The sequence below is a fragment of the Streptomyces sp. NPDC029151 genome (genome assembly GCF_055564315.1).
This window is the reverse complement of record NZ_JBVHWQ010000011.1, coordinates 103,554-121,680: the sequence shown is the minus strand read 5'-3', so window position 1 is coordinate 121,680 and position 18,127 is coordinate 103,554. Positions and strand designations below refer to the sequence as shown.

Genomic DNA, 18,127 nt, shown 5'->3' with positions numbered 1-18,127 from the left:
CGCGCACCGGCCCGCCCCCCCCCGGTGACGGGAGGGCGGGCCGGGTCACCTCACGACGGACGGCGCGGGGTCAGCCGTGACGGCACCCGCGCCCGGCCGTTCAGCCGTTGCGGCTCGCCCCCCGGCGGCGCATGCCGAGCCAGACCGCGCCGCCGCCGACGACGACCAGGAGTGCCGCGATGCCGGCGATCAGGCCGGTGTTGGAGCTCGCACCGGTCTCCGCGAGGTTGGAGTCACCGACCGCCGGGGACGGCGCGTTGCGGGAGGTGCCGGCCGGGGCGGTGCTCGATTCCGAGGCCGACGGGGCCGGGCCGGCCGGCTCGGCCGACGCGGACCTGGACGCGGACGGGGACGGGGACGTCGACGGGGTGGTGCTGGCCGAGGGCGTCGGGGTGCGGCTCTCGGTCGTGCACGCGGTGGACGGGGTCACCAGGGCCGGCTGGATGTCCTCGTCGACGGCCTGGTCGGCCTTGACGTGGATCCGGTAGGTGGCGCTGGGCTTCCAGTCCTCCGCGAAGGTGATCCGGGCGCCCTCCTTCGACCCCTTGACCGGCTGCTCGCCGATCCTGGTCTCGACACCGCCGGCGCCTTCGAGGAAGACGGTGACGGTGGCGTCCTTGGCGGAGGCGTCCGTGTCGGTGACGACGATGACGCCCTTGCCGCCGTCGCACTTGGCTTCGGCGGAGAAGTCCTTGATGTTGCAGGCGAGAGCGGAGCCGGCCAGGCCCAGTACCAGCGCCGCCGATCCGGAGGCGACACCCAGCACGCGCACGGAACGGCGTACGCTACGGCGAGTCATGGACAACGTTTGTCCTTTACAGAGAGCAATTGCGGGGGGTGGGAGGGGAGTTGGGGCGCCGGATGAGGTGAGGCCCCTGTGTCCCCCGGAGGCTCACAGGTTTATAAGCGCTCCGTAAGTAGTGTCAACGCATCGGCCGTCAACGGGCGTTGACTTTGCCCGCTTATTAACCGCCCAGACGTTTGATCGCCTCCGGAGCCTGCTCGATCCGGTCGACAAGGGCGATACGGGACTCCATCGCCCTTTCCCGGGCCAGCGATCGCAGCAGCGGCCAGGCGGGCAGCTCCCGCGTCCAGTGCCCGCTGTCCACCAGCACCATCGGGGTCGGCTCACCGCGCGACTCGTAGTAGTTGGGCGTCGCGTTGTCGAAGATCTCCTGTACGGTCCCGGCGGCGCCCGGCAGGAACACCACCCCGGCGGTGGAGCGGGCCAGCAGGCCGTCCTCGCGGGTGGCGTTGGCGAAGTACTTGGCGAGGTGCGCGGCGAAGGCGTTCGGCGGCTCGTGGCCGTAGAACCAGGTGGGGATGCCCACCGACTCCCCGCCTCCCGGCCAGCGTTCGCGCACCTCGAACGCGGCGCGCGCCCAGTCGGTGACCGACGGCCGGAACGAGGGAGCCTTGGCGAGCAGCCGGAGCGCGTCGTCCAGCATGCCGTCGGCGAACGGGGCCGCGTACGCGCCGAGGTTGGCCGCCTCCATCGCGCCCGGTCCGCCGCCGGTGGCGACCGTGAACCCGGCGCGGGTCAGGGCGCGGCCGAGCCGGGCGGCACCGGCGTATGCGTCGGTCCCGCGCGCCATCGCGTGGCCCCCCATGACTCCCACCACCCGGGCGCCGGCGAGGAGTTCGTCGAGGGCGTCGGAGACGGCGTCGTCGTGGACCGCGCGGAGCATCGAGGCGAAGACGTCACCGTCGGCCTTCGTCCGCTGGAACCAGGCGTAGGCCCGCGCGTCCGGCGTCGCCTCGTACCCCTCCTCCAGCGACTCGAACAACTCGTCGGGCGTGTAGGCGAAGGCGCGGTAGGGGTCGAACGGGAGCCCCGGTATGGGCGGGAACACGAGGGCTCCGGCGGCCCCGACGCGGGTGGCGGCCTCGGGGGCCATCGGGCAGCCGAGGAACACGGCGCCCGTGGTGTCGAGGCGGAGCAGGACGTCGGTACGGCCGGTCAGATCGACGGCCTGGACCCGGAACCGGGCGAGTGAGCCGTGCTCGGCGACCACCGCGTCGAACTCGGCGAGAGACTCGATCTCGTGGTCGTGGGCGGCACGGAGCGGCTGGGCGGGTGTCGGTTGCACCCGCCCATGCTGGCACGGATGTTCGGACTCCGGGGGTCAGCCCTGGATCGCGGCCGGGTCCATCCACACGACCTCCCAGGTGTGGCCGTCGAGGTCGTCGAAGGCGCGGCCGTACATGAAGCCGTGCTCCTGGGTCTCGCCGCTCGCCGTGCCGCCCGCCGCGATGGCCCGGTCGACCAGCTCGTCCACCTTCTCGCGGCTCTCGGCGCTCAGACAGATCAGCACCTCGCTGGTCGTCGTCGCGTCGGCGATCTCCTTCTTGGTGAAGGTCGCGTAGAACGGCTTGGTCAGCAGCATCGCGACGATGGTGTCGCTGATCACCACGGACGCCGCCTTCTCGTCGCTGAACTGCGGGTTGATCGTGTAGCCGAGCCCGGTGAAGAACTTCTTCGACGCGTCCAGGTCGTTCACGGGCAGGTTCACGAAGATCATCTGCTGGTACATGCGGGTCTCTCCCGGGGTCGTGCGCGGTCGGTCCGTCGCGTTCGAAGAGGTAGACCGGGGGCCCGCCCCGAACTCATCGGCGATCACCGGATCTTTTTTCCGCGGCCGGCCGGGCGGGCTGCCGTCAGCGGGTCAGGGGCAGGGCCGACAGCGCGGCGATCACGAGCGTGAGCGGGACGAACAGGGCCAGCAGCGCGGCCGCGCGGAGGGCGGCGGCCACGCGCAGCGTGCCCGCGGGTGCGCCCAGGCGGAGCAGCGCGGCGGTGGTGCCGGCACGGCACTGGCGGGTCTCCACGGCCGTGGTGAGGAGGGTGGCGACCGCGGAGCCGGCGACGACGAGCGCGCCGAGGGCGGACAGCGGGCCGAAGGCGGCGGCCGGGCCGTCGTACAGGGCGGTCATGGCGTAGCCGGCGGAGGCCACCGCGGACACCACGCCGAGCGGACGGCCGATCCGGGCGGCCTCCGTCATCAGCACCCGGCCGGCGAGCAGCCTCAGCGCACCCGGCCTGCGGGCCTGGAGCAGCCGGCCGCACAGGTGGGTGAGGCCGGGGGCGGCCACGACGAGACCGGTGGCGGTGAGCAGCCAGCCGAGGAGGACGGCGAGGGAGGGCACGGGGACGGAACGGCCGGCGTAGGCGTGGGCGGTGAGGCCGGCGGCGACGAGGGCGACGCCCCAGGGGAGACCGACGGGGGTGCGGACACCGGTGTCCGGTGCCGGGGGCCGGCGGTCGGGTCCGCCGTCCGCCGCCGTCTCGTCGCCGTCCGCACCGGCGGCGGCGCCCTCCGCGGGGAGCGGTTCCGCCGCGGGGCGCGGCCGGGGGTCCTTCGGGCGCAGGGCCACGGCCACCGTGGTGGTCGCGGTGGCCGGCAGGACGGCCAGGAGGGTCGCCGTGGCCGGGACCGGGAGCGGGACGCCCGCGGCCAGGACGTCGGCCGCCGCGCCGTCGAACGGCATGCCGGTGAGGTCGCCGCGCAGGTGCAGGAAGAAGAGGAGTGCCAGCGCCGAGCCGAGGGTGCAGGACAGGGCCGTGGTGAGGGCGGAGATCGCCATGAGGCGGGCCGGGCCCAGACCCACCGCGGACAGGCCGGGGCGCGGCCGGGTGCCCGGGTCGGTACGGGCCACGGCGAGCGCCAGGTACACCGTGGCGGCCAGCGGCAGTGCGCACCAGGCCAGGCGCAGCGCGGCGGCGTCCGCGGCCTCGGGGTGGTTCAGGGCGTGGCCGAGGCAGGACAGCAGCAGGAAGCCGGTGCCCGCCGAGGCCGCGGCGACCAGCAGGCGGCGCAGCTGGACGGCGGGCCGGGCGGCACGGGTCAGGCGGAGAGCGAGCACGCGGCCCGGCCTTCCGCGTCGGGGCTGTCCGGCAGGTGCACGGTGTGCACCCGGCGCCCGTCCAGCAGGGCCACCGTGCGGTCGGCGAGGGCGGCGGTGTCGGGGTCGTGCGTGGCGAGCACGACGGTGATGCCGTGCGAGCGGGCCGCCGCGGTGAGGGTGCGCAGCGCATGGGAGCGGTCCGCGCGGTGCAGGGGGGCCGTGGGCTCGTCGGCGAAGAGGACCGCGGGTGCCGGGGCGAGCGCGCGGGCGATGGCGACGCGCTGGCGCTCGGCGTGCTGCAGCTCGTGCGGGCGGCTGCGGGCCCGGTCGCCGACGTCCAGCCGCTCCAGCCACTCCAGCGCGGCCGCCTTGGCTCGGCGCCGGCCGGTGCCGCGCAGCATCAGCGGAAGCGCGGCGTTCTCCCACACGTTCAGCTCGGGGACCAGGAGCGGCTCGGGGTCGATCCAGCCGAAACGGTCCCGGCGCAGCCGCTCGCGGGCCATCGGGCCGAGGGTGTGCACGGGGGAGCTGTTGAACCAGACCTCCCCGCTGTGCACCGGCACCTGGCCGGAAAGGCAGCGCAGCAGGGTCGTCTTGCCGCTGCCGCGCGGACCGCTGACGGCGAGGATCTCGCCCTCCCGTACACCGAGCGAGACCCCGGTGAGTCCGGGGGATCCGTCGCGGTGGCTGAAGTGCAGGGAGCGTGCCCAGAGCACGTCGTTGTCCGGCGGGGCCTCCATGGGCGTACACCTCGGTTCTGGTCCGTTTTCCCGTGTCCGATCCCCCGTCCGGGGGAACGAAAGGCGGGCCGGTCGGTCACTGGAACGCTAGGCAGCCGGTGCGGGGAGGCCGGACAGCACACGGCCCCGGGCCCCCGTTCTCACTCGAACGGAGGGCGCCGGGGCCGGGCCGGTCATCCGGGCGGATGATCAGAGCTTCGTCCACGCCTCGGTGAGGGTGGCGCGCAGGATCTGCTCGATCTCGTCGAAGGTCTCCTGGTGGGAGATCAGCGGCGGGGCGAGCTGGATCACCGGGTCGCCGCGGTCGTCGGCACGGCAGTACAGGCCGTTGTCGAAGAGGGCCTTGGAGAGGAAGCCGTACAGGACGCGCTCGGTCTCCTCGTCGTTGAAGGACTCCTTGGTGTGCTTGTCCTTCACCAGCTCGATGCCGTAGAAGAAGCCGTTGCCGCGGACGTCGCCGACGATCGGCAGGTCGTGCAGCTTCTGCAGCGTGGAGAGGAAGGCGCCCTCGTTGTCGAGGACGTGCTGGTTCAGCTTCTCCTTCTCGAACAGGTCGAGGTTGGCGAGGCCGACCGCCGCGGAGACCGGGTGGCCGCCGAAGGTGTAGCCGTGCAGGAAGGTGTTGTCGCCCTTGTAGAACGGCTCGGCGATCCGGTCGGAGACGATGCACGCGCCGATCGGGGAGTAGCCCGAGGTCATGCCCTTGGCGCAGGTGATCATGTCCGGGACGTAGCCGAACTTGTCGCAGGCGAACATCGTGCCGAGGCGGCCGAAGGCGCAGATGACCTCGTCCGACACGAGCAGCACGTCGTACTGGTCGCAGATCTCGCGCACGCGCTGGAAGTAGCCGGGGGGCGGCGGGAAGCAGCCGCCGGCGTTCTGCACCGGCTCCAGGAAGACCGCGGCGACGGTCTCCGGGCCCTCGAACAGGATCTGCTGCTCGATCTGGTCGGCGGCCCAGCGGCCGAAGGCCTCCGGGGCGTCGCCGTGGATCGGGGCGCGGTAGATGTTGGTGTTCGGCACCTTGTGCGCGCCCGGCACCAGCGGCTCGAAGGGGGCCTTCAGCGCCGGCAGGCCGGTGATCGACAGGGCGCCCTGCGGGGTGCCGTGGTAGGCGACCGCGCGGGAGATGACCTTGTACTTGGTCGGCTTGCCCTGGAGCTTGAAGTACTGCTTGGCGAGCTTCCAGGCGGTCTCGACGGCCTCGCCGCCGCCGGTGGTGAAGAAGACCTTGTTCAGGTCGCCCGGGGCGTGGTCGGCGAGGCGCTCGGCCAGCTCGACGGCCTTGGGGTGGGCGTACGACCAGACGGGGAAGAAGGCCAGCTCCTGGGCCTGCTTGAACGCGGTCTCGGCGAGTTCCGTGCGGCCGTGACCGGCCTGGACCACGAACAGACCCGCGAGACCGTCGAGGTAGCGCTTGCCCTTGTCGTCGTAGATGTAGGTGCCCTCACCCCGGACGATGGTCGGGACCGGGGAGTTCTCGTACGAGGACATGCGGGTGAAGTGCATCCACAGGTGGTCGTACGCGGTGCGGCTGAGGTCCTTGGTGCTCACGGTTATCGGGTCCTCACGGTTATCGGGTTCCCCACATGTAGGTCTGCTTCTTCAGCTTCAGGTAGACGAAGCTTTCGGTGGAGCGCACTCCGGGCAGGGACCGGATGCGTTTGTTGATGACGTCCAGCAGGTGGTCGTCGTCCTCGCAGACGATCTCCGCGAGGATGTCGAACGAGCCCGCGGTCATCACCACGTACTCGACTTCCGACATGCCGGTGAGCGCGTCCGCGATCGACTCGACATCGCCCTCGACGTGGATGCCGACCATCGCCTGCCGGCGGAAGCCCACGGTGAGCGGGTCCGTGACGGCGACGATCTGCATCACGCCCTGGTCCAGCAGCTTCTGCACGCGCTGGCGCACGGCCGCCTCGGACAGGCCCACGGCCTTGCCGATGGCCGCGTACGGCCGGCGGCCGTCCTCCTGGAGCTGCTGGATGATGGCGAGGGAGACGGCGTCCAGCTGGGGACTGTTGCCGTTCCTGGCCTCGCGGGACGAGTCCCTCTGGTCTGCGCTTCGACTGGCCACGCCCACACTGTGCACGACGTCTCGATAGTTTCGCAAGGCCCGGGCGATGAAATTCGTTGTTTCCGAGACCCGTCCTTGCGGATTTCGCAGATGTGACGGCGGCAGGGGTGTTGAAAACGTCGGTACGGCGACTAGGGTGGGTGTCTCGAAGAACGGACAGTGTGAACCAGATCAGGAGGCCGGCAGTGAGCACCGAGCTGCGTCGTCTGCGCAACTACATCGACGGTGAGTTCCGGGACGCCGCCGACGGACGGACCACCGAGGTGGTCAACCCCGCGACCGGTGAGGCGTACGCGACCGCGCCGCTGTCGGGGCAGGCGGACGTGGACGCCGCCATGGAGGCCGCCGCCCGCGCGTTCCCGGGCTGGCGCGACACCACCCCGGCCGAGCGGCAGAAGGCCCTCCTGAAGATCGCCGACGCCTTCGAGGAGCGGGCCGAGGAGCTGATCGCGGCCGAGGTGGAGAACACCGGCAAGCCGGTCGGGCTCACCCGCTCCGAGGAGATCCCGCCGATGGTCGACCAGATCCGCTTCTTCGCGGGCGCGGCTCGGCTGCTGGAGGGCCGCTCGGCCGGCGAGTACATGGACGGGATGACCTCGATCATCCGCCGCGAGCCGGTCGGCGTCTGCGCCCAGGTCGCCCCGTGGAACTACCCGATGATGATGGCCGTGTGGAAGTTCGCCCCGGCCATCGCCGCGGGCAACACGGTCGTCCTGAAGCCCTCGGACACCACCCCGGCCTCCACCGTCCTCATCGCCGACATCATCGGCTCGGTCCTGCCCAAGGGCGTCTTCAACGTCATCTGCGGCGACCGCGAGACCGGCCGCATGATGGTCGAGCACGCCACCCCGGCGATGGCCTCCATCACGGGCTCCGTACGCGCCGGCATGTCCGTCGCCGAGTCCGCCGCCAAGGACGTCAAGCGGGTCCACCTGGAGCTGGGCGGCAAGGCCCCGGTCGTCGTCTTCGAGGACACCGACATCGCCAAGGCCGTCGAGGACATCTCCGTGGCGGGCTTCTTCAACGCCGGCCAGGACTGTACGGCCGCCACCCGCGTCCTCGTCCAGGAGTCCATCCACGACGAGTTCGTGGCCGCGCTCGCCAAGGCCGCGGCCGAGACGAAGACGGGTCAGCCGGACGACGAGGACGTTCTCTTCGGCCCGCTCAACAACCCGAACCAGCTGAAGCAGGTCTCCGGCTTCATCGACCGCCTGCCGGCCCACGCCAAGGTCGAGGCGGGCGGCCACCAGGTCGGCGACAAGGGCTACTTCTACGCCCCGACCGTCGTCTCCGGCCTGAAGCAGGACGACGAGATCGTGCAGAACGAGGTCTTCGGCCCGGTCATCACCGTCCAGTCCTTCACCGACGAGGACCAGGCCGTCGAGTGGGCCAACGGCGTCGAGTACGCCCTGGCCTCCTCGGTGTGGACCAAGGACCACTCCCGCGCCATGCGCATGTCCAAGAAGCTCGACTTCGGCTGCGTGTGGATCAACACGCACATCCCGCTGGTCGCGGAGATGCCGCACGGCGGCTTCAAGAAGTCCGGCTACGGCAAGGACCTGTCGGCGTACGGCTTCGAGGACTACACGCGGATCAAGCACGTGATGACGTCGCTGGACGCGTAGGCACCGGGCACAGCCGCGCGGCCCCGGACGGGTTCACCTCCTCGTCCGGGGCCGCGCCGCGTCGTGGGACCGGCACGGCGACCGGACCCGTGTGATCGACAAGGTGTCGGGCGAGCGGTGGGGCGCTCGACGCAGCGTCGATTGCCCCCTCGCGCGGCGGACCGGCATGCTTCCGGGGTGCCCCAGACTTCCACCCCCGCCTCCACGCCGTCCCGCCGTTCCCTCCTCGCCGCCCTCGGCGGCACCGCCGCGCTCGGTGCCCTGGCCGGATGCGGGGTGCCCGCCGCCTACGTCCGGCCGGGGGACCGGGCCGCGGCCGACGAGTCCGCGGCCGACAAGAGGCTGACCTGGGCGAACTGGCCGCTGTACATCGACACCGACGACCACGACCCCGACCGGCGGCCCACCCTGCGGGCGTTCGAGGAGCGCACCGGGATCTCCGTGGACTACGTCGAGGAGATCAACGACAACGACGAGTTCTTCGGCAAGATCAGCCCGGCGCTGATGAACCACCAGTCCACCGGCCGCGACCTGATCGTCATCAGCGACTGGATGTGCGCCCGGTACGTCCGGCTGGGCTGGGTGCAGGAGATGGACCGCGCCCGCCAGCCGAACGTCGCCCACCACCTCGACCCGCTGCTCCGCTCGCCCGCCTTCGACCCGGGCCGCCGCTTCACCGTGCCGTGGCAGTCCGGCATCACCGGCATCGCCTACAACCACCGCAAGCTCGGCCGCGAGATCCGAGCCGTCTCCGACCTGTGGGCGAAGGACCTCAAGGGCCGCGTGACCCTGCTGTCCGGCCTGGACGAATCGTTCGCGCTGCTCATGCAGGGCAACGGCGTGGACGTCACCCGGTGGACCGCCGACGACTTCCACCGGGTGTGCGACCAGGTGGAGCGGGAGGTCCGCCGCGGCCAGATCCGCCGCTTCACCGGCAACGACTACACCAAGGACCTGGTCAGCGGGGACGTACTGGCCTGCCAGGCGTACTCCGGTGACGTCATCCAGCTCCAGGCGGACAACCCCGACATCCGTTTCGTCGTGCCGGAGGAGGGCGCCGAGCTGTGGTCGGACTCCCTGATGATCCCCGACCGCGCCCGGCACAAGGCCAACGCCGAGCGGCTGGTCGACCACTACTACGAGCCGGAGGTCGCCGCGCGGCTGGCCGCCTGGGTGAACTACGTCTGCCCGGTGCCGGCGGCCCGGGAGGTCCTCACCCGTGCCCGGGACAAGGACACCGCGGCCCTCGCCGACAACCCCCTGGTCTTCCCCGACGGCACGATGCGCGAGCGGCTCGCCGTCGCCCGGGACATCACCTCCGCGGAACGGACGGAGTTCGCCCGGCGCTGGAACAGGATCGCGGGCCTGTGACCCCCGTGGCGCTCACTTGAGGCCGCTGAGCATGACCCCGCGGATGTAGTGCTTCTGCAGCAGCAGGAAGAGCACCAGGACCGGCAGGACGCTCAGGACCAGGCCGGCCATGACGACCGGCATCGTGCGGGCCGGGTCGACGTGGTCCTGCAGGAGCTGGATGCCGACGGGCAGGGTCATCACGTCCGGGTGGGCGGTGGAGACCAGCAGCGCCCAGATGTACTCGTTCCAGGAGTCCACGAAGGTCAGCAGCCCGAGCGTCACCAGCACCGGCTTGGTCTGCGGCACCACGATCCGCCACCACACGGCGAACTCCCCGGCCCCGTCGATGCGCGCGGCCTCCAGGACCTCGTCCGGGATCGCGACCATGAACTGGCGCGTCAGGAAGATCCCGAAGCCGTTGACGAGGAACGGCATGGCGAGCGCGGCGATGCTGACGGTCAGTCCGGCACCGCCCCGCCCGAACAGGTCGTTGCCGCCCGCCAGCGGCCAGTGCACCAGGATCAGGAAGCGGGGGACGAAGAAGAGGAACGGCGGGAACATCATCGTCGCCAGCACCAGCCGGAAGACCAGGTCCCGGCCGGGGAAGCGCAGTTTGGCGAGGGCGTAACCGGCGAGCGACGAGGTGAGCAGCACCGATCCGGTGACGACCGCGGTGGCGACGACACTGTTGCGGAAGAGCACCGGCAGGTCCAGCTGGTCGACCGCGGCACGGTAGTTGGACAGGTCGAACGCCTTCGGCAGGAACCGGTACGGCAGCGTCCCGGCCTCGCCCGGCCCTTTGAAGGACGTCATCACCATGTCGAGGAACGGCACGACCGTGAGCACGGCGCCGGTGACGACCACCAGGTACGACAGCCACGGGAAACGGCGGCCGGTCACGGTTCCTGTCCCCTTCACGCGTCCTCCCCCTTCCGCCGGAAGAACCACAACTGGGCCAGGGTGACCGCGAGGACCACCAGGAACAGCACGAACGCGGCGGCGCTCGCGGTGCCCCAGTCGCCGTAGGCGAAGGCCCGCCGGTACATCTCCAGCGCGGCCACGTCGGTCGCGTCGCCCGGACCGCCCTTGGTCATCACGATGATCAGCGCGAAGGACTGCAGGCCGGTGAGGAACTGGGTGACGCACACGAAGAGCAGGGACGGCCGCAGCAGCGGCAGCGTGATCCTCCGGAACACGGTGACGGGTCCGGCCCCGTCGAGCGCGGCGGCCTCGTAGTACGACTCGGGAACGGACTTCAGCCCGGCGGTCAGGACGAGGATCGCCGAGCCCAGCGAGGCCCAGGCCTGGACGACCACCAGCGACGGCAGCGCGGTGTCCGGGTCCTGGAGGAACGCCACCGAGCCGAGCCCCAGGGCGTTGAGCACGCCGTTGACCAGGCCGCCCGGCTCGTACATGTACTTCCACACGTTGCCGACGGCGACGACGGTCGTGACGATCGGCAGGAAGTACAGGGTGCGCCACAGCCCTTGCCAGCGCAGCTTCTCGATGCAGGTGGCGACGAGCACCGAGCCCGCCAGCGCCAGCGCCACGGTGCCGAGCGCGAACAGCAGCGTGTTGCTCAGGACCGGCACCAGGAAGGCCGACCCGTCCGCGAAGAGACCGGCGAAGTTGTCCAGGCCGGCCGGATCGATGTCCGCGAGGTCGAAGCCGGCCCAGCGGGACAGCGACAGCAGCAGCGCGAAACCGAGCGGAAGGGCCAGGAAGACCGCGAAGAACAGCAGCGTCGGCGCGAGGAACAGATAGGCGACGACGGCCTGGCGGTGCCGGCGCAGGGTCCCCCCGCGGCCGCCTCCCGCGGGCCCGGCGGCCCCGGCGGACCGCGGGCCGGGCGCCCGCTCGGTCGGCTCCGGCGCCAGGGTGTTCACCATGAGCGTGCCACCTCCTGGTCGACCTGGCGGCGGACGGCGCTCAGGGCCTCGGTGACCGACTGCTGACCGGTCCACAGCGCCTCGATGTTCTTGCGCAGCAGCGACTTGGCCGCTTGCGCGCCCGGCCCGTTGGGCTCCGGCACCGCGTACGCCAGCGCGTCCAGGAACGGGCGCAGGTTCGGGTCGCCGCCCGCGCCCAGCAGCGTGCGCATGTCGTCGGCGCGGGCGGTCAGGGAGCCGGCCGTCACCTGCAGGGCGCTCATCCGGGTCGCCCTGGTGCCCTGCCTCCCGCGCACCTTCGCGGCGTTGAGCCAGCGCAGGAACTCCCAGGCCTCACGCGGGTACGCGCTGGCGGTGTTGACCCCCAGCATGAAACCGGTGGAGAGCGTGGCCCTCGGGTCACCGGCCCGGGGGACGGGCACGGGCGCGACACCGACGTCCCGGTAGGCCGCGCCCATCACGGACCGCAGGCTCCCGGTCCACCAGCCGGCACTGATCACCATGGCCACCCGCCCGGACGCGAACGCCTGGTAGACGTTGACGCCGGGGTCGCTCGCCCCCTCCACGACGAGGCGGCGCTCCAGACCGAACACCGCACGGCCGGCGGGGGAGTCGAGGGCGGTGCTCCTGCCGTCCGCGGAGACGAACCGGCCGCCCGCCGCGTTGAGCAGGGCGAGGGTCTGGCCGACGGTGGTGGAGTCGTCGTACACGGACAGGCCGAACCCCTGGACCAGCGTGTTGCCGTACCGGTCCCGCCGGGTGGTGCGGTACGCCGTGTCCTCCAGCTCCCGCCAGGTGCGCGGCGGTCCGTCGACGCCGGCCGCGCGCAGCAGCCGCTTGTTGTAGTAGAGGGCGTAGGTCTGCACCTCGGTCGGGTAGCCGTAGACCGTGCCGTTCACCGACGCGGCGCCGACCGCCGCCCGGCCGTAGCCGCGCCGGATCTCCTCGGCGTGCTCGGGCGGGGCGGGCCGCAGGACGCCGGCCCGCACGAGCTGGCCGTTCCACAGACAGTACGGGTGGAGGATGTCGGCGCCCTGCCCGGCGGCCTGCCGGACCATGAACGTGGTCAGCAGGTCTGTGAACTCCACGGCCAGCGTCCGCACCTTGACCCGGTCGTGCGTGGCGTTCCACTCGTCCACCGGGCCCCGCAGCGCCTCCCGGAGCACCCCGCTCGCGTAGTGCGAGAGCAGCGTGAGCACGATCGGGTCCCCGGGCCGCCCGGTGCCCCGGTGCGGTGCGGCGCATCCGGAGACGAGCAGCGCCGCAGGGAGCGCGAGCGCGAAGCGGCGGCGGCTCAGACCGCCGGTGCCGCGGGGTGGCGGTGTCATCGGGCGGCCTCCCGGCGCAGCACGCGGAACACGCGGGTCGTGCGGAAACCCGCCGCGCGGTACAGGTGGCCCGCCGGGGACCGCTCGCCGGTCCACAGGAACCACGCGGAGTGCGCCCCGCGCGCCCGCATCCGCTCCAGGACGAGGTGCAGCAGGACCTTGCCGAGCCCGGTGCCGCGCATCTCCTCCAGCACCCCGAACGGCCCGAACCGCTCGTCCGCGCCGTCGTACGCGCCGTGCATCGCCCAGCCTCCCAGGCGGCCCGCGGGGTCCCGGGCGACCACGATCCGGTCCAGCGGGGTGCCCGCGGCCAGACACGTCCGGATCGCCCGCGCCCAGTCGGCGTTGAAGTGGCCCCCGGCGAGCGCGACCAGATCCACCAGGTCGTCGTCGCAGGGGGTGCCGAACCGGTGGCCGCCTGCCGTCAGTTCCGCCGCGCGCCGCGCGACCTCTTCCGGGAGGCGGTAGCCGACCAGGCTTCGGTCCATCGCCGCCGCCTCGTACAGCGTGCGGAACCCCAGCGACCCGAGCAGCCCGGCGGCCTCCGGGTAGGTCTCGGCGTCCAGGCCCGGCAGGACGTAGTGCGGGGTGTACGAGGAGAAGTCCGCCCGGGTGCGGCCGTGGCCGTGCAGCCAGTCGAGGGCCTCGGTCAGCAGCCGGCGGCCGAGGCCGCGCCCGCGGGCGGCGGGGTCCACGAAGAAGAACGGGATCCAGCCCTGCTCCGGCTCCAGGTCGGTCCCGGCCAGCGGAGTGAGCCGGCGCACCGCGTAGGCGGCGCCGACGACCCGCTCCCCCTCGACGGCCACCCGCAGCCCCTCCGGGTCGAAGTTGGCGTCGAGCAGCACGAGGGAGCGGAAGCGGTCCGGGGTGATGGGATCGGCCGGCGCGCTCCGGCGCCACGCCTCCACCAGCCGCGGGCCGTCGCCGACGCGGAAGCCGCGCACGCCGGTCCGGGGCGGGGTCGTACGAACGGTCACCGGCGGGTCGTCCTTCCCGGTGGCGGGGTGCGGTCCTCGGGGGGCCGGGTCTCGGGGTCCGGCATGCGTCAGGTCTCCTGGGTCCGGTCTCAGGCGTAGAGCAGCACGTCGTCGCCGGCCCACCGGCCGGGCGGTGCCGGGGGGTCGCACAGCGGCAGCGGGTCCTCATCCGCGTCCACGGCGTGCCGCAGCCGGTCGGACCCCCACAGCAGGTCGATGAAGGGCCGCCCGCCGTCCCCCGGCGCACCGCTGTCCGCGGTGTGCCACGCGAAGTCGTCCGGGTACAGCCGCCGTACGGTGGCGAGCATCAGGGCGGCGGTGCGTACGGGAGCGAACGCCTCGCGGTCGGTGATGTGCAACTGGACCCCGCGCAGCGGCCGTCCGGCGTGCTTGTGGAAGGTGGGGACGTACCACAGGTCGCGGAAGTGCACGCCGGGCAGGGCGAGTTCGGCGAGGGCGGGCGTGAAGCGGTCGTCGAGGTAGGGCGCGCCGACGATCTCGAAGGGCTGGGTGGTGCCGCGGCCCTCGGAGAGGTTCGTCCCCTCGAACAGGCAGGTGCCGGGGTAGACGCGGGCGGTGGCCGGCGTCGGGATGTTCGGCGAGGGCGCGATCCAGTGCAGCCCGGTGGCCTCCGCGTCCATGGCCCGCTGCCAGCCGGTCATCCCGATCACGCTCAGCTCGGCGGCACGGCCGGCCGCCTCGGGCACGGCGGAGGTGTTGAGCCGCCGGGCGAGTTCGCCGCAGGTGAGGCCGTGCCGGACGGGCAGCGGGGCGCGCCCGACGAAACTGGCCCAGGCCGGGTCGAGCGGCGGGCCCTCGCTGACGAGTCCGCCCAGGGGGTTGGGCCGGTCGGCGACCACGAACCGCACGCCCGTACGGGCCGCCGAGACCATCAGGTCGAACAGGGTCCAGACGTAGGTGTAGAACCGGGCCCCGATGTCCTGGAGGTCGTACACGAGGGCGTCGACGCCGCTGTCGATCAGCAGCTTGTCGAGGCGTTCGCCGTCGCACCGGTAGGTGTCGTGGACCGGCAGTCCGGTGGCGGGGTCCGCCCCTGCGGCCTCGCTCTCGCCGGCCTGGCCGCTGCCGCGCAGCCCGTGTTCGGGACCGAACAGGGCGACCAGCCGCACGCCGGCGTCGAGCAGCGCGGGCGCGGCGGGGCGCAGATCGGGGAGGACACCGGTGTGGTTGGTGACCAGCCCCAGCCGGCCGGGGCCGGCGAGTGCCGGGGACGCGTGCAGCCGTGCGATCCCCGGCGTCACCCTGACGCGGTCGTCCGTGCCCATGCCTTGCCCCCGTCTGCCGGTGAGCGCTCGAAGCGGTGGGCGGAAATTTACGCGTATGTCCGACCATTGTGAAATGACGCACCGGAAGTCCCCGCCGGGAAAGGTGTTTTGAACATGTTCAATTCTCGGCGTACGCTCCTGCCATGAGCGACAGAGCCGCCCTGCTCAGGGGCATCCGTGTCTGGCTGGCCCTCTTCGTCGTGTGCCTCGTCCTGAGCGGGGCCACCGCCTTTCCGCTGGTGCACGAACTGCACTGGACCGAGAGCGCGTTGCGCGCGCTGTCCGTCCCGGAGCACCTGCCCGGGGCGGCGGCGTGGATCTCCCGGGTGCGGGAGGGGCTGGACAGCGTCGACGCCGATCACCCCTTCGTCCTGTACGGCACCGACTGGCTGGCCTTCGCCCACCTCGTCATCGCGGTCGCGTTCTACGGCCCCTACCGCGACCCCGTCCGCAACATATGGGTGGTCGAGTTCGGCATGATCGCCTGCGCGGGGGTCATCCCGCTCGCCCTGATCTGCGGACCCGTCCGCGGCATCCCGTTCTGGTGGAGCGTCGTCGACATGTCGTTCGGGGTCCTCGGAGCCGTCCCGCTGTACGTCGTACGGAAGAGGACCAAGCGGCTGGAGGCGCTGGGCGTGCCGTCGGCGCCCCCGGCCGCCGCCGTCAGCGGTTGAACGCCGGGAACGCGAAGCGCCGGGCGGCGGCCTGCTGGCCGTCGCCCTTGGCGTCCGTGGAGTTCACCGAGTAGACCAGGGTGCGGGTCAGGTCCCGGGTCGCGGCGATCACCGCGGTGTACCCCGGCCGCGAGCCGGTCTTGCCCCAGATCACCTTGCCGTTCACCTCGAACCGCTCCAGCGCCGCGCCGTACTGCGCCCCGGGCACGTCCGGCAGCGTGAACATCTCCTTCAGCTGCGGCTCGGGCACCACCCGCCCGGAGAACAGTCCCACCAGCAGCCGCTCCAGGTCGGCGGTCGTGGAGATCAGGTCGCCCGCCGCGAACCGGTCGGTCATGTTCCAGTCCGTCACGTCGACCAGCCTGCCGTCGATCCAGTCGTAGCCCCGGTTGTGCGGTCCGTGGATCCGGGGGTCCCCGCCGGCGGGGAAGGAGCTGTGCCGCATGCCGAGCGGCCGGAAGACCCGCGCCTCGGCCTGGTGCGCGTACGAGTCGCCGGTCACCTTCTCGATGAGCATGCCCAGCACGGTGTAGTGGATGTTGCCGTAGGTCTGCCGCGTGCCCGGCGCGTACGCCGGGCCCTGGGCCACGGAGTCCGAGACGACCTGCCGGGGCGTCAGCGTCTCGAAGCGGTGCGCGTACCCCTCCTCCGCCGTGTCGCCGAGGGACGAGCCCGGGCGCAGGCCGCTGGTGTAGTTCAGCAGCTGTCGTACGGTGATCGGGGCGAAGTCCTCCGTGAGCAGACCCGGCAGGTAGTGCTGCACCGTGCCGTCGAGGTCGATCCGGCCCTCCGCGGCCAGTTGCAGCACGATCGACGCGGTCACCACCTTCGTCACCGAACCGGCCCGGAACCGCCCGTTCTCCAGCGCCGGCGCGCCGCTGCGCACGTCCCGCACCCCGGCCGTCCCGCGCCAGCTCCCGTCACCGCCGACGCGCAGCAGAGCGGCGGTGACGTCGTGGTCCGGCAGCCCGGCGAGCGCGGCGGAGAGCGCCTCGGTGTCCGGACCGGTGGTCGGGCGGGCCGACGCCGGGGGCGGGGGCGCGGCGAACGCGGGTGCGGCCAGCGGGCCGGCGGCCAGCGCGGTGACGACGGCGGTGGCCAGGAGGAGGGAACGACGGGTGCGGCGCATGTGAGAACTCCCTGAGGGCGCTTCGGCGTGCGGAAGACGGTCGGTGATCATCTTCCGGCGCCGGTGCGGGACGCGGATCCTCACCGAGGAGGGCGTGGGACCCTGGTGCGGCCCGGACGAACCGGCCGCGGAACTGCGGGAGTTGTCGGGGGTGGCCCCTACGGGTGGGACGGCGGCGCGAAGAGCGGTCGTCGCCGCGGCACCCGCTCCGTCGCCCCCCACGTCCCCGCCGCCACGCACACGCAGCCACCCGTCCCCGGCCGCACACACGCCCGCGCCCCCCGGGGCACCGGCTCACTCGCCGGGCCGCGCACCCACGGCCCGGGCGTGTGGCCGACCCCGTGGGACGCAGGGGAGAAGGACGTCATGCCCGGCTCCGATCGGGGACGTCCGGCGCCGCGTCCTGGCCCGAGAGACCGGGGCGGACGCCCCCGTCCCGCGGTACGCCGCTCCAGCCGGGTGACGGTGGCTCAGCGGCCCCGGGCGTGGTCCCGCGGGGCCGCGGTGCGCAGGGCGTGCAGGACGTCGATCCGGTTCGTGGTGATCGAGTCGACGCCCAGGTCCAGCAGGCGGCTCATGGAGCGGCGGGTGTCCGGGGTCCACACCGACAGCAGGCAGCCGTCGTGGTGGACGCGGGCCGCCAGCTCCCGGCTCACCAGGGAGAAGCGGTAGTTGAGCCAGCGCGGGCGGACGGCGGCCAGCACCGCGGGCCGGGGCGGGGCCAGGCTCGTCCAGGTCAGGGCGATCTCGGCGGCCGGGTCGGCGGCGCGGACGGCGAGCATCGCCTCCGCGTGCGCGGAGTAGTAGACCCGCTCCCGGGCTCCGCTCTGCCGGACCACGTCCAGGATCCGCTCGACCGTACGGCGCCCGACCGGCCCGCACAGGTCCACCATCACCCTGCTGTCCCCGGTCGCGGCCAGCGCCTCCGCGAGCGTCGGCACCCCGCCCGCCGTCAGCCCGCGCAGCTCCTCGGCGGAGAGCGCGGCCAGCGGCCGGCCGACCTCCCACAGCCGTCGCGGCGTCTCGTCGTGCAGCAGCACGGGGACGCCGTCACGGGTGAGCCGTACGTCGACCTCGACGGCGTCCGCGCCCTGGTCGAGCGCGGAACGCAGTGAGTCGAGGGTGTTCTCGCGGAAGCGGTAGGGGTCGCCGCGGTGGGCCACGGCGGTCACGGTCTGCATGGGCCCATTGTGGTGGGCG

The 18,127-nt window shown here is 72.7% G+C and carries 17 protein-coding genes; 3 read left to right on the top strand and 14 right to left on the bottom strand.

Annotated elements, in window-relative coordinates; all coding sequences use genetic code 11:
- Positions 1–100 precede the first annotated feature (100 nt).
- The 7 genes from ACZ4VF_RS32350 to ACZ4VF_RS32320 form a co-directional block, all read right to left on the bottom strand.
- The gene (locus ACZ4VF_RS32350; protein WP_467930473.1) at positions 101–799 is read right to left on the bottom strand and encodes an LAETG motif-containing sortase-dependent surface protein; all 699 of its coding nucleotides are present in this window, start codon (positions 797–799) and stop codon (positions 101–103) included.
- 166 nt (positions 800–965) lie between these two features.
- A complete protein-coding gene (locus ACZ4VF_RS32345; protein WP_467930471.1) occupies positions 966–2,090 on the bottom strand; it encodes an LOG family protein in 1,125 nt (374 codons plus the stop codon).
- Between the two features lie 36 nt (positions 2,091–2,126).
- Positions 2,127–2,534 (bottom strand): VOC family protein, encoded by a 408-nt coding sequence (locus tag ACZ4VF_RS32340; RefSeq protein WP_467930470.1) that lies wholly within the window; start codon positions 2,532–2,534, stop codon positions 2,127–2,129.
- Positions 2,535–2,658: 124 nt separating this feature from the next.
- Complete coding sequence (locus tag ACZ4VF_RS32335) at positions 2,659–3,864, bottom strand: hypothetical protein (protein WP_467930469.1); 1,206 nt, start codon at positions 3,862–3,864, stop codon at positions 2,659–2,661.
- Positions 3,846–4,586, bottom strand: a complete 741-nt coding sequence (locus ACZ4VF_RS32330) for an ABC transporter ATP-binding protein (protein ID WP_467930467.1) — start codon at positions 4,584–4,586, stop codon at positions 3,846–3,848. The genes ACZ4VF_RS32335 and ACZ4VF_RS32330 overlap by 19 nt, the downstream gene beginning before the upstream one ends.
- A 189-nt stretch (positions 4,587–4,775) precedes the next feature.
- A complete protein-coding gene (locus tag ACZ4VF_RS32325) occupies positions 4,776–6,140 on the bottom strand; it encodes an aspartate aminotransferase family protein (protein WP_467930466.1) in 1,365 nt (454 codons plus the stop codon).
- A gap of 19 nt (positions 6,141–6,159) precedes the next feature.
- Positions 6,160–6,681: an Lrp/AsnC family transcriptional regulator gene (locus tag ACZ4VF_RS32320; protein WP_467930465.1), complete on the bottom strand. Its 522-nt coding sequence runs from the start codon at positions 6,679–6,681 to the stop codon at positions 6,160–6,162.
- 170 nt (positions 6,682–6,851) lie between these two features.
- On the opposite strand from ACZ4VF_RS32320, the gene ACZ4VF_RS32315 reads away from it, so the two are divergent.
- Together ACZ4VF_RS32315 and ACZ4VF_RS32310 are read left to right on the top strand one after the other, a co-directional pair.
- Positions 6,852–8,291, top strand: a complete 1,440-nt coding sequence (locus tag ACZ4VF_RS32315) for a gamma-aminobutyraldehyde dehydrogenase (protein WP_467930463.1) — start codon at positions 6,852–6,854, stop codon at positions 8,289–8,291.
- 177 nt (positions 8,292–8,468) lie between these two features.
- On the top strand, positions 8,469–9,662 hold the full coding sequence (locus ACZ4VF_RS32310) for an ABC transporter substrate-binding protein (protein ID WP_467930462.1): 1,194 nt from the start codon (positions 8,469–8,471) through the stop codon (positions 9,660–9,662).
- Positions 9,663–9,674: 12 nt separating this feature from the next.
- On the opposite strand, the gene ACZ4VF_RS32305 is transcribed toward ACZ4VF_RS32310, so the two are convergent.
- From ACZ4VF_RS32305 to ACZ4VF_RS32285, 5 genes are all read right to left on the bottom strand, one after another.
- Complete coding sequence (locus tag ACZ4VF_RS32305) at positions 9,675–10,562, bottom strand: carbohydrate ABC transporter permease (protein ID WP_467930461.1); 888 nt, start codon at positions 10,560–10,562, stop codon at positions 9,675–9,677.
- A complete protein-coding gene (locus ACZ4VF_RS32300) occupies positions 10,559–11,533 on the bottom strand; it encodes a carbohydrate ABC transporter permease (RefSeq protein WP_467930459.1) in 975 nt (324 codons plus the stop codon). Before ACZ4VF_RS32300 ends, ACZ4VF_RS32305 begins: the two co-directional genes overlap by 4 nt.
- Positions 11,527–12,861 (bottom strand): ABC transporter substrate-binding protein, encoded by a 1,335-nt coding sequence (locus tag ACZ4VF_RS32295; RefSeq protein WP_467930458.1) that lies wholly within the window; start codon positions 12,859–12,861, stop codon positions 11,527–11,529. The genes ACZ4VF_RS32300 and ACZ4VF_RS32295 overlap by 7 nt, the downstream gene beginning before the upstream one ends.
- Positions 12,858–13,838, bottom strand: coding sequence for a GNAT family N-acetyltransferase (locus ACZ4VF_RS32290; RefSeq protein ID WP_467930457.1), 981 nt, complete (start codon positions 13,836–13,838; stop codon positions 12,858–12,860). The genes ACZ4VF_RS32295 and ACZ4VF_RS32290 overlap by 4 nt, the downstream gene beginning before the upstream one ends.
- A gap of 89 nt (positions 13,839–13,927) precedes the next feature.
- A complete protein-coding gene (locus ACZ4VF_RS32285; protein WP_467930456.1) occupies positions 13,928–15,124 on the bottom strand; it encodes an exo-beta-N-acetylmuramidase NamZ family protein in 1,197 nt (398 codons plus the stop codon).
- A 143-nt stretch (positions 15,125–15,267) separates the two neighbouring features.
- Here ACZ4VF_RS32285 and ACZ4VF_RS32280 point away from each other — a divergent pair, with 143 nt between their 5' ends.
- A complete protein-coding gene (locus ACZ4VF_RS32280) occupies positions 15,268–15,798 on the top strand; it encodes a hypothetical protein (protein ID WP_467930454.1) in 531 nt (176 codons plus the stop codon).
- Here the strand turns inward: ACZ4VF_RS32280 and ACZ4VF_RS32275 are convergent.
- Both ACZ4VF_RS32275 and ACZ4VF_RS32270 read right to left on the bottom strand, forming a co-directional pair.
- On the bottom strand, positions 15,788–16,927 hold the full coding sequence (locus ACZ4VF_RS32275; RefSeq protein WP_467930453.1) for a serine hydrolase domain-containing protein: 1,140 nt from the start codon (positions 16,925–16,927) through the stop codon (positions 15,788–15,790). The genes ACZ4VF_RS32280 and ACZ4VF_RS32275 overlap by 11 nt on opposite strands.
- A gap of 470 nt (positions 16,928–17,397) precedes the next feature.
- Positions 17,398–18,108, bottom strand: coding sequence for a glycerophosphodiester phosphodiesterase (locus ACZ4VF_RS32270; protein ID WP_467930452.1), 711 nt, complete (start codon positions 18,106–18,108; stop codon positions 17,398–17,400).
- Positions 18,109–18,127 lie beyond the last annotated feature (19 nt).

Excerpts from the sequence above, each read along its gene's own strand:
- ACZ4VF_RS32300 (WP_467930459.1), bottom strand. The coding sequence starts at position 11,533 with ATGGTGAACACCCTGGCGCCGGAGCCGACCGAGCGGGCGCCCGGCCCG.
- ACZ4VF_RS32330 (WP_467930467.1), bottom strand. The coding sequence starts at position 4,586 with ATGGAGGCCCCGCCGGACAACGACGTGCTCTGGGCACGCTCCCTGCAC.
- ACZ4VF_RS32350 (WP_467930473.1), bottom strand. The coding sequence starts at position 799 with ATGACTCGCCGTAGCGTACGCCGTTCCGTGCGCGTGCTGGGTGTCGCC.
- ACZ4VF_RS32340 (WP_467930470.1), bottom strand. The coding sequence starts at position 2,534 with ATGTACCAGCAGATGATCTTCGTGAACCTGCCCGTGAACGACCTGGAC.
- ACZ4VF_RS32295 (WP_467930458.1), bottom strand. The coding sequence starts at position 12,861 with ATGACACCGCCACCCCGCGGCACCGGCGGTCTGAGCCGCCGCCGCTTC.
- ACZ4VF_RS32270 (WP_467930452.1), bottom strand. The coding sequence starts at position 18,108 with ATGCAGACCGTGACCGCCGTGGCCCACCGCGGCGACCCCTACCGCTTC.
- ACZ4VF_RS32280 (WP_467930454.1), top strand. The coding sequence starts at position 15,268 with ATGAGCGACAGAGCCGCCCTGCTCAGGGGCATCCGTGTCTGGCTGGCC.
- ACZ4VF_RS32275 (WP_467930453.1), bottom strand. The coding sequence starts at position 16,927 with ATGCGCCGCACCCGTCGTTCCCTCCTCCTGGCCACCGCCGTCGTCACC.
- ACZ4VF_RS32285 (WP_467930456.1), bottom strand. The coding sequence starts at position 15,124 with ATGGGCACGGACGACCGCGTCAGGGTGACGCCGGGGATCGCACGGCTG.